Origin of the sequence: Paenibacillus hemerocallicola (genome assembly GCF_006265175.1) — a bacterium.
GTDB classification, from domain to species: domain Bacteria; phylum Bacillota; class Bacilli; order Paenibacillales; family NBRC-103111; genus Paenibacillus_AB; species Paenibacillus_AB hemerocallicola.
Window position 1 is genome coordinate 36,749 of the sequence record NZ_VDCQ01000076.1, and the last position, 9,719, is coordinate 46,467.

At 54.9% G+C, this 9,719-nt stretch carries 7 protein-coding genes and 1 riboswitch; of the genes, 6 read left to right on the top strand and 1 reads right to left on the bottom strand.

The genetic code is table 11. The annotated features are described in order from the left end of the window. Nucleotides 1-127 precede the first annotated feature (127 nt). A riboswitch (cyclic di-AMP (ydaO/yuaA leader) is annotated at nt 128-303 on the top strand. Between the two features lie 153 nt (nt 304-456). Together FE784_RS34685 and gdhA are read left to right on the top strand one after the other, a co-directional pair. After that, entirely contained in the window at nt 457-639 is a 183-nt protein-coding gene (locus tag FE784_RS34685; protein WP_139606835.1) for a hypothetical protein, read from the top strand. Nucleotides 640-894: 255 nt separating this feature from the next. Then, a complete protein-coding gene (gdhA, locus tag FE784_RS34690) occupies nt 895-2,274 on the top strand; it encodes an NADP-specific glutamate dehydrogenase (RefSeq protein WP_139606836.1) in 1,380 nt (459 codons plus the stop codon). A 76-nt stretch (nt 2,275-2,350) separates the two neighbouring features. Here the strand turns inward: gdhA and gltC are convergent, their stop codons facing one another. Then, the gene (gltC, locus tag FE784_RS34695) at nt 2,351-3,259 is read right to left on the bottom strand and encodes a glutamate biosynthesis transcriptional regulator GltC (RefSeq protein ID WP_139606837.1); all 909 of its coding nucleotides are present in this window, start codon (nt 3,257-3,259) and stop codon (nt 2,351-2,353) included. Between the two features lie 298 nt (nt 3,260-3,557). Here gltC and FE784_RS34700 point away from each other — a divergent pair, with 298 nt between their 5' ends. The 4 genes from FE784_RS34700 to FE784_RS34715 all read left to right on the top strand — a co-directional run bounded on the left by FE784_RS34700 (nt 3,558) and on the right by FE784_RS34715 (nt 9,065). After that, nucleotides 3,558-5,153 carry a glycoside hydrolase family 26 protein gene (locus FE784_RS34700; RefSeq protein WP_176706728.1) on the top strand — a complete coding sequence of 532 codons (1,596 nt, stop codon included), beginning with the start codon at nt 3,558-3,560 and terminating at the stop codon, nt 5,151-5,153. Between the two features lie 32 nt (nt 5,154-5,185). Further along, nucleotides 5,186-6,037 carry a C39 family peptidase gene (locus tag FE784_RS34705; RefSeq protein ID WP_176706729.1) on the top strand — a complete coding sequence of 284 codons (852 nt, stop codon included), beginning with the start codon at nt 5,186-5,188 and terminating at the stop codon, nt 6,035-6,037. Nucleotides 6,038-6,197: 160 nt separating this feature from the next. After that, nucleotides 6,198-7,592 carry an MFS transporter gene (locus FE784_RS34710; RefSeq protein ID WP_139606840.1) on the top strand — a complete coding sequence of 465 codons (1,395 nt, stop codon included), beginning with the start codon at nt 6,198-6,200 and terminating at the stop codon, nt 7,590-7,592. Between the two features lie 537 nt (nt 7,593-8,129). Beyond that, the gene (locus FE784_RS34715) at nt 8,130-9,065 is read left to right on the top strand and encodes an aldo/keto reductase (RefSeq protein ID WP_139606841.1); all 936 of its coding nucleotides are present in this window, start codon (nt 8,130-8,132) and stop codon (nt 9,063-9,065) included. The last annotated feature ends 654 nt before the right edge of the window (nt 9,066-9,719 follow it).

A 9,719-nucleotide genomic window follows, 5' to 3' on the forward strand; every position in this document is an offset into this window, starting at 1 on the left:
AAAGACAGATAACGGTTGATGGAAACGCTGCCTTATCGTGCGGGAGGGCCAATAATGGCTCATTCGGCTTTCCTTCCGGCTTTACAGGATAAGAGGGAAGGAGTATGATTCATAGCGTGATTCCATAAGTCTGCAATCGCTGAATTTTGCCGCAAGGCAGAAGCGGGGGAACCAAACGGTGCGGCGGCGTCTCATGAGCCGCGGCATCAGGGGTGAATCGCTAAGCCCGTTACGGGTAAAGCGTAGGGCGACTCCAACGTCCGAATCCGTCAGCTAACCTCGTAAGCGTTTCGGAGAGGCAACCGTAAACGCGCGTTCGTCATGGCTTATTCGCCATGTCTTTCGAAACCGCGGGAAAGGTTCTCTTTCCCGCGGTTTCTTTGTGCTTGCTCCGGAACGATTTCGGATCGCCGTGCTCTACTGTATCGTATTATTCAAATCCCGGAGGGGTTGGCCATGTACGTATTTTTCGTTAGCTTCATTCTGTTATTTTTTCTCGGTCTGCTGTTCGTTCCGTTCGTAGGCTTGCGGCTGTCCCGCGGAGGACCGTTCGTCAAAAACGATTGGCGCAAGACGGTGGCCTTTTCCGCCGCTCAGGCTCTCGTGCTGGCATCGATCGCGACCGTATGGATCGAGTAACGGATGATGTCTTTAATATGGCCTAATCTCGAACCGGCATGAAGATGATCTAAATCGTGCATTGTTTATGCCGCCCTTCGCATAATAAGATACATGTATTGGAGATTGACGCCGCAATACGGCCGATTTCGGAAAACCATTTTCTGATTTTAAGGTAATATTTCCTTACACAGAATAAACTTCCGATAAATCGTACAGTCGCTCATCCTGGAATGGACGAAGAGACATTTTTTCTAATACGAGGGGGAAACCAGCATGGCCACTATCCAAACGTCGCCGGAGACGGCAACCGCCGCTCGCGAGTATGTCCGTGAAGTATACGAGACGGTTATTAAGCGCAATCCGCATGAGAAAGAATTCCATCAGGCGGTTAAAGAGATCGTAGACTCTCTCGTTCCCGTATTCGAGAAGCACCCTCATTATATGAAGAGCGGCATCCTCGAGAGAATCGTAGAGCCGGAGCGGGTCATCACGTTCCGCGTGCCTTGGGTGGACGACCAGGGCAAAGTGCAGGTAAACCGCGGCTTCCGGGTACAATTCAACAGCGCGATCGGTCCCTACAAGGGAGGGCTTCGCTTTCATCCTTCCGTCAGCGGAAGCATCATCAAATTTTTGGGCTTCGAGCAAATTTTCAAAAACTCGTTGACCGGACAGCCGATCGGCGGAGGCAAGGGCGGCTCGGACTTCGATCCTAAGGGCAAATCCGACGGCGAGGTTATGCGTTTTACCCAAAGCTTCATGACGGAGCTGTACCGCTATATCGGTCCGGACGTCGACGTTCCTGCCGGAGATATCGGCGTAGGCGCGCGGGAGATCGGATTCATGTTCGGGCAATATAAGAGAATTCGCGGCGGCAACGAGGCGGGCGTATTGACGGGCAAAAGCATCGTCTACGGCGGCAGCTTGACCCGGACCGAAGCGACCGGTTACGGCTGTGTGTATTTCGTAGGCGAAATGCTCAACTCGATCGGGTGGAGCTTCAGCGAGAGCACGGTCGTCGTGTCCGGCTCCGGTAACGTATCGATCTATGCGATCGAGAAAGCCCAGCAGCTCGGCGCGAAAGTCGTGGCTTGCAGCGATTCGAACGGCTATATTTACGATCCCAGCGGCATCAAGCTCGAAACCGTGAAACGGCTGAAGGAAGTGGAGCGCAAACGGATCAGCGAATACGTCAAGGAGCATCCGGGTTCCGTCTACACCGAAGGCTGCACGGGCATCTGGACGATTCCGTGCGATATCGCTCTTCCTTGCGCTACGCAAAACGAAATCGACGAGGAATCGGCGAAAATTCTGGTTGCGAATGGCGTGAAAGCGATCGGCGAAGGCGCCAACATGCCTTCCACACTGGAAGCTATCGACGTGTTTTTGGCGGCGGGTGTCCAGTTCGGACCGGCCAAAGCGGCCAATGCGGGCGGCGTGGCCGTATCCGCGCTCGAAATGGCTCAAAACAGCATGCGTTACTCGTGGTCCTTCCATGAAGTGGACGACAAGCTGCACGATATTATGAAAAATATTTACCGCAACAGCGTCAAAGCTGCCGAAGAGTACGGTCATCCCGGAAATCTCGTCGTTGGCGCGAACATCGCCGGCTTCCTGAAGGTAGCCGATGCCATGATTCTCCAAGGCATAGTGTAAAAAGAAGCCCAAAAAAGCGAACAATGCCTGATTATAGCAAAAGGGAAATGGACGCCGGTGCGTTCATCTCCCTTTTTTATTCGTTGTTGAATTGTCCGACGGTAGCGAAAAACGACTTGATGAAATCGTGAAACAGCTTCTCCGTCGGGGCTAGCTCGCGATTGGCCGGGGTAATGACTCCGACGCTGCGGGTAACCTGCGGGTCCTGGAATTGGATTTTTACCGTCGAACGGGGAATGCTGTCATTAAGAGCGATTTCGGGCAGCAGCGTGATGCCGAGTCCGGCCGCGACCAATCCTTTGATCGCGTCGATGTCGTCGCCTTCGAACGATATCATCGGCTCGAAGCCCTGGGCCGCACAGGCGTTTATGACAAGCTCCCTCAGAATAAAGCCTTCGGGGAACAATACGAACATGTCGTTGCGCAGCTGGCTCAGCTTCAAGGAAGATTGATCGGCCAGCGGATGGTTCTTCGGCAGAAGAGCGACGATCCTTTCCAGGAAGAGCGTATCTCCGTTGATCTGCTTGCCGTCCTTCGGGACAGGGCCGATGAGCGACAAGTTCAATGTACCTTTGGAAACGAGCTCGATCAGCTCGCGGTACGATCCGTGCTGCAGCTGGAATTGAACTTGCGGGTATAACTCGCGAAATGCGGATATGACCATGGGAAGCATATGGGAGGCGAGGCTGCTTGGAAAACCGATCCGAACGGTCCCTTTCTGCGGGTCGAGAAATTCGCCGATTTCCTGCTGGGCTTTCTCGATGACCTGCAGCACCTGCTCCATATGACCTAGAAACAGTTTGCCGATCGGAGTAAGCCGTACTTTCCGCCCGTCCCGGATAAACAGATCGACGCCGAGCTCGGCCTCCAGCTTGAATATTTGGCGGCTGACCGCCGATTGGGCCACGTGCAGCACGTAAGATGCCTCGGTGACGTGCTCCAGCTTGGCGACCTCGATAAAATATTGAATTTGCCTTAATTCCACTCTCGAACATCACCGCCACTAGTTATCATAACGTGTAAGGTTTAGCGCTCCCCCCCATTGTACAACAAACCGGTGAACAATAAAACAACTGCTATATTTATAGGTATTATCGGAATAATCGGAAAATCGCTCGATCGTAACGGTCAATCCCTTGGCCGAACGGACTAGGCCTGATATGGGACGCGAGTTTTTTGAAGCAAAAATGTGCTCGGAGCCGGACAAATGTCTTACTAATCGGAGCGAATATAGTACAATACATAGAGAAGAGGAAAACGAATCGAAGCGGGGGAACGAAGGCATGGGGCGAATCTTTGGACGAACGGCCGTCATTACGGCGATTGTCGCGGCCGGAACGGTATTCGGATGGCTGTATTTGGAAAGCAGGAAGGAGCAGCCCCGTTCGGCATCGGTCGGGCTGACGGGCGCCGACGTCGTACGAGAGTCCGCCGACGGTCAGTCGGGCAATTTGCTGAAATGGTGGGAAGACCGGCTCCAGGCTGCCGAGAGGAACGGGAAATGGGACGCTGCCGCCGATTACGCTTACCGTATGGCCGCTTATTATCGCAGCGCGGACCGGGAGAAGGAAGCGGAGCATTGGTATGCGGCCAGCGACGCATATCGGACGAAGGCCGAGCCGAGAGACAACCGTTTTTACGACGAAGCCCTTCCCTCGCCGCAAGAAGTAGTCCTGACGCCGTATGTCGGCGTTCCAGCAACCGAGAACCGGCAGTTGGCCAAGTTCGAGCCGCAATCAGGAGCGTACTTGGGCATGTTCGGCATTTTCGACTACCCCGCCGTGGAGCAAACGTTCGGCCGGTATCATCCGATCGGCCTTCACTATTCCGGTTGGCGCAAGGACGAGAACGATACGCGAAACTATTTTCCTACCCGTACGATCAACAGCGTCAAGGCGGCCGGCGCGGGCGGAGCTCTGCAGATCGGCTGGGAGCCGCAATACGGACTGGATGCGGTCAAGGACGACGAATACGTCCGGTCGTTCGCGCGGCAAGCGAAGGAAGCCGGCATTCCGATTTTTTTGCGCTATGCGTCCGAGATGAACGGGAATTGGGTGCCTTGGTATGACGAGCCGCAAAAATACGTGGAGAAGTTTCGTCTCGTTTCCCGGATTATCAAGGAAGAAGCGCCAAACGTCGCAATGGTATGGTCCCCTAATTTTTGGCCGCAAGACAATATCGATGCTTATTATCCCGGCGACGAGTACGTCGATTGGGTCGGGTTTTCGCTTTATTCGACTCCTTACTATGACGGGAAAGAAGATTTCAGCAAAAACCAGATCGACTATTTTATCCCGCTCTACGAGAAATATAAGCATAAACCGATCATGATCGCCGAAGGGGCCATTTCCCACTACAATACGAAGACGAATAAAAGCCATGCGAAGTGGGCCGAAGGGCAAATCAGCATCATGTACGGCTTTTTGCCGAAAATGTTTCCCCAGGTGAAAGCGATTACCTATTTCAACATGAGCAAGTCCAGAAGCGAAAGCCTGAAAAGCGAATTCATCTACGATATCAAAGAAAATCCGCTCATGTACGACCAATATCGCAAATTGATCCAAAGCGACTATTTTTTGACGAAAGTGGAGCAGGGGACCTCGGCCAAGGAAAACATCCGCTACGTTCCTCTGGCAACGGCCTCCGGCTTGCAGGGCAAGCACAAGCTATTCGTCTACCCCGATATGCCGTTCGACAGCCAGCCCCATTCCGTCGCCGTCTTCCAAGGGGAGAAGCGATTGGCCGTCTCATACGAGGTCCCATGGGAGGTCGAGATCGATTTCTCGTCGCTTCAGGCAGATGTACCGCTGACGATCGTTGCTTATAACGGCAGACAGGAAACGTTGGCTCGCCAATCGTTCGACTGGTCCAAACGCTGATCCGCGCCTGCAACCCGAAGGAGATGGACTGCTTGAAGAAGATTACGATCGCTCTCGCGGTTGCGGGCGGTTTAATCGCCGTCACGGTATGCATTGCGGCTATTCCGCATTCGGCGGCTCACACTTGGACCGGGCAGGAGAGTGGAAAGCCCCAATTAGTCGCAGAGGCCAGCGCCATTCCCGGCGGGACGCCCGAGGCTTCGGAGAGTGAGAGCATCGAAGGGCGTACCGGAGCCTGGGAGCCGCAAGCGGAAGTAATCAACGTCGCCCTCGCGACGCTACCTTCGTCGGCCATGATCGAAGTGCCGGTCATCGATCAGCTTCCCGAGCTGTTCAACGGCTGCGAAGTGACGAGCTTGGCCATGCTGCTTGAGGCTGCCGGCAGTCCGGTCGACAAGATGGAGCTGGCCGAGCGGGTGGCCAAAGATAGGACGCCGCTCGTAAGGAACGAAGACGGCGCGATCGAATCGTGGGGCAACCCGGACGTCGGCTTTGTAGGCGACATGACGGGAGAAACCGACGGATACGGGGTATATCATGGGCCGATTTTTCAGCTGCTTGCGGAGATTTTACCGAGACGGGCCGCAGATTTGACGGAGCTGCCGTTCGACGAGCTGTTGACGGCGGTTGCAGACGGAAGACCGGTCGTGATCTGGACGAACATCAACTTTACGCCGGAGACGCTGATGGAGACGTGGCAGAGCGATGCGGGGCCCGTTCAGATGTCCTGGTACGAGCATGCCGTGCTGCTTGTCGGTTATGACGACGAGTATATGTACGTCAATGATCCGTTTGACGGCGCGGCGGCCAAGCCCATTGAGCGGGATACGCTAATTTCCTCGTGGCTGCAGATGGGGAGCCAGGCGGTGACGTACCGGAAATGACGGAGCCGGCAAAGTGCGTTTAAACGCCGTATTTTAGACTTTTCTTTCGGACCGGACGGATGTACAATCAGGCGAGAGAGAAGTTGCTCAACCATCAAAAAAAACCGGGCATACGGTTCGTCATTGCCGCGGAAACCGCAATCGGGAAGGAATTCGGATCATGTCGAGCTCGAAAGGCAACAAATGGGGAATATTGCAAATCGTCAATATGGGGACACTTATTTCCACCCTCGATGTCGGGATCGTTAATGTGTCGCTGCCGATCATGGCCAAGCAATTCTCGGTGTCCCTGGCCCAGATTCAGTGGGTCGCAACCGTCTACCTGTTGACAATGATCGTGCTGCTGCCGTTTCTGGGCAAGCTGTCCGACCGGATGGAGAGGCGCAAAGTATACAGCTGCGGATTTCTCGTATTCGGGATCGGGTCGCTGTTCATCGCGCTTTCGCAGGGCTTCGTCGCTCTTCTGCTGGCCCGCTGTCTGCAGGGTATAGGCGCCACGATGATTATGGCGAACAGCCAGGCGATGGTGCGCCAAGTATTCCCGGATCACGAGCGCGGACGGGCTCTCGGGGTGAATGCGATCGTCATCTCGATCGGTACGCTGTCCGGACCTGCGCTTGGCGGATTTATGCTCGAATTCGTCGAATGGCCGTGGCTGTTCTGGATCAATGTCCCGATTGCGCTGACCGCTTGCGTATTGGGCATGCGGTGGTTTCCGCGGGGGAAGACGGCATCGGTCAAAACGCCGATCGACTTCGTCGGAGCTTTCCTGCTGGCGGCCGGGGCATGTCTGCTCATGCTGGCGGCCGAGTCGGTCAAGGACCAGTCTGCGTTCTCGACGAAGGCGCTGGCGGAAGGCGCGATCGGAATCGCTTTGTTGATCGCGCTATGGCTGCAGGGACGGCGCATCGATTACGGCGTGCTGGACCGGGAGCTGTTCCGCCATCGCAAAGTATGGCTCGGCAACGCCAGCTCGTTTGTCATTAATTTGGCGCAGACGGCAACGCTTATCCCGGTCACGTTTTATTTGCAGAGCCAGCTCGGTTATTCCGCTTGGGCTACCGGGGCGCTGCTGATGCTCCAGCCGCTCACGATGGGCGTCATAGCTCCGTTTGCCGGCTGGTTCCGGGACAAATACGGCGGAGCGGCGCCGATTGCGCTCGGCTCGCTATTTTGTGCGGTATCCATGCTGTTCGTCGCCTTGCTTCCCGAGGTGACGGCGGTAAGCGTAGGCTTGCAGCTCGCGGTGTTCGGGGTGGGCATCGGGCTGTTCCATGCCACGAACAATGCGGAAATAATGAGTGCGGCTCCCGCGTCGAAAAGCAGCCTGGCCGGAAGCTTGCTCGCGATGGTCCGCTATCTCGGCCAAATTGCCGGCATCGGCTTGGCTACGCTGCTTGTCGGCTCGATGGGAGCGGCAGGAGGAGAAGCGGAAACGTTCGGCGTGCCGATCCGGATTTTGTTCGGCGTATGCTTCCTGCTATGCTTGGCGGTTACGTTGGCGGGACGGCTGCTGCCGAAGAGCAAGCCGGAGACGAGCGGCGTATCGGCGTAGATGGCGATAAGAAGAAGGAAGTCCGGGACTATTAAACAGTTCCGGACTTATTGCTGCGCCTGTTCGTGATCGTGTAAACCATTCTCCATACCGAGGAGAGAACTGCTCCGCTTCGGACGGCAAGTTGAATTCGTGACTAGTCAGCGAGCATGCCGACGCTTATTTTCCACGCCAACTACTTAATTCCCGGCTCCCTTTGCCTGTTGAATGGCGGCATTCGTTCGAAGTGACGCTGTATGCGCATTCGCGCTCCTTTAGCCGACAAATCGCTTGTATACGTGCAAAAGTGCATTTTGTTTGTGCCATTGGATCGAAATTTCGCGGTCTGCATGCAAAAATGCAGGTACTCAGGCGAGAAAAGGAATAAAATGGTTACAAATGGGGTGATTACCTGCACTTGTGCATGCAGACGGCTTGAAATTGGGGGATATGGGTCCATGCAAATGCACTATTGCACGTTGCATTGTTCGATCGTGGACGAACGGTCGGCGATTGTGCTATGTTACTATTCAAGAATAGAAAAGGAGATGGACAGGGATGCCCGAGCAACACAAAATAGGCAAAACGGATTTGAAAGTAACCCCGATCGGTCTCGGGGCCAATGCCGTAGGCGGCCACAATCTGTTTCCGAATCTTAGCGATGAAACCGGCAAGGCGGTCGTTCGCGCCGCATTGGACAACGGGATCAATTTCCTGGACACGGCCTACATATACGGGCCCGAGCGCTCGGAGCAATTAATCGGCGAAGTGGTGCGGGAGAAGGGCAACCGCCACGAAGTCGTCATCGCTTCCAAAGCGTCGCATAAATTCGTGGACGGCAAGACGGTGATGGATAATTCCCCGGCATTTTTGAAGGAGTCCGTCGACAACAGCTTAAAACGGCTGCAAACCGATTATATCGATTTGTTTTATATTCATTTCCCGGACGAGCATACGCCGAAGGACGAGGCTGTCGGGGCTTTGCAACAATTGAAGGACGCGGGGAAAATAAGAGCCATCGGCGTGTCCAATTTCTCTATCGACCAATTGCGGGAAGCTAACCGTGACGGCAGCGTCGACGTTTTGCAAGGGGAGTACAACTTGTTCAAACGCGGTGCGGAGAAGGAGATACTACCTTATACGACGGCGAATGGCATTTCGTTCGTTCCGTATTTTCCGCTGGCATCGGGTTTATTGGGCGGAGCCTACTCGAAGGATTCGACATTCGCGGACAATCGCGCCAAAAACCCGATGTTCCAAGGGGAGACGTTCGTCCGGAATTTGGAAAAGGTCGAGCAAGTCCGCGAAATCGCCAATGCAAAGCAAGCGGAAGTGGCGCATGTCGTGCTCGCTTGGTATTTGACCCGGGATTCGATCGACGTCCTGATTCCCGGCGCCAAGAAGCCGGAGCAGGTGCTGAACAATCTTAAAACGCTGCAAGTACAGCTAACCGCGGAAGAGATTGCGGCGATCGATCGGATTTTTCAGGCGTAGGCAACGGTAAAAGGGGCAGTTCAGCAGGTTTTGCCAGACCTTGCGGGACTGCTCTTTATCGTTTTCGGTGCTGTTGCATAGCCAGAGCGACGCCTGCCCGCTAACGAACAGTTGGGAACGGCAGCTTAACGGCGCTCTCCGGTCGGGAAGCGATTCCCGCACTCCATTTTCCAAGAGTTGAGCAACGAATGGACGTTCATACCGATAACTGAAATGGCATGCGGAACAAAAAGTTCCGCTAAAGCCGACATTTGCCGCCAAAATGGTGCTTAGCGGAACGATGAGTTCCTTTATGGTCAGCAGAAAGGTCGATTTAGCTTCTTTTTAAGTAAATAGAGGAACTGATTGTTCCGTTCGGACCTTCTTCCGTCCCCGAAGTTCGCAATAGAGGAACTTTTTGTTCCCTCACCTACAGAAAGGGGAACTATTTGTTCCGCAGCCAACAACCGGCAGACCTCAGTAGCACAGTAATCGGTTACCTGTAAAAAGCCTCCAGCAGCCTAACCCCCCCAGCACAGAGCGCCGAGCCCTAGCTTCCAGCCACCAGCACTCAGCACCATCCAGCCTCCAGCCCCGGACCGCAACACACGCTGCGCCCAGCACGTCCTCCAGGCGCACGCCGCACCCCGCACGCCGCACGCCGCACCCCGCACG

What these genes read in the sequence shown, in the direction of transcription:
- FE784_RS34685 (WP_139606835.1), top strand. Translation starts at nt 457, where the DNA reads ATGTACGTATTTTTCGTTAGCTTCATTCTGTTATTTTTTCTCGGTCTG.
- gdhA (WP_139606836.1), top strand. Translation starts at nt 895, where the DNA reads ATGGCCACTATCCAAACGTCGCCGGAGACGGCAACCGCCGCTCGCGAG.
- FE784_RS34700 (WP_176706728.1), top strand. Translation starts at nt 3,558, where the DNA reads ATGGGGCGAATCTTTGGACGAACGGCCGTCATTACGGCGATTGTCGCG.
- FE784_RS34710 (WP_139606840.1), top strand. Translation starts at nt 6,198, where the DNA reads ATGTCGAGCTCGAAAGGCAACAAATGGGGAATATTGCAAATCGTCAAT.
- FE784_RS34715 (WP_139606841.1), top strand. Translation starts at nt 8,130, where the DNA reads ATGCCCGAGCAACACAAAATAGGCAAAACGGATTTGAAAGTAACCCCG.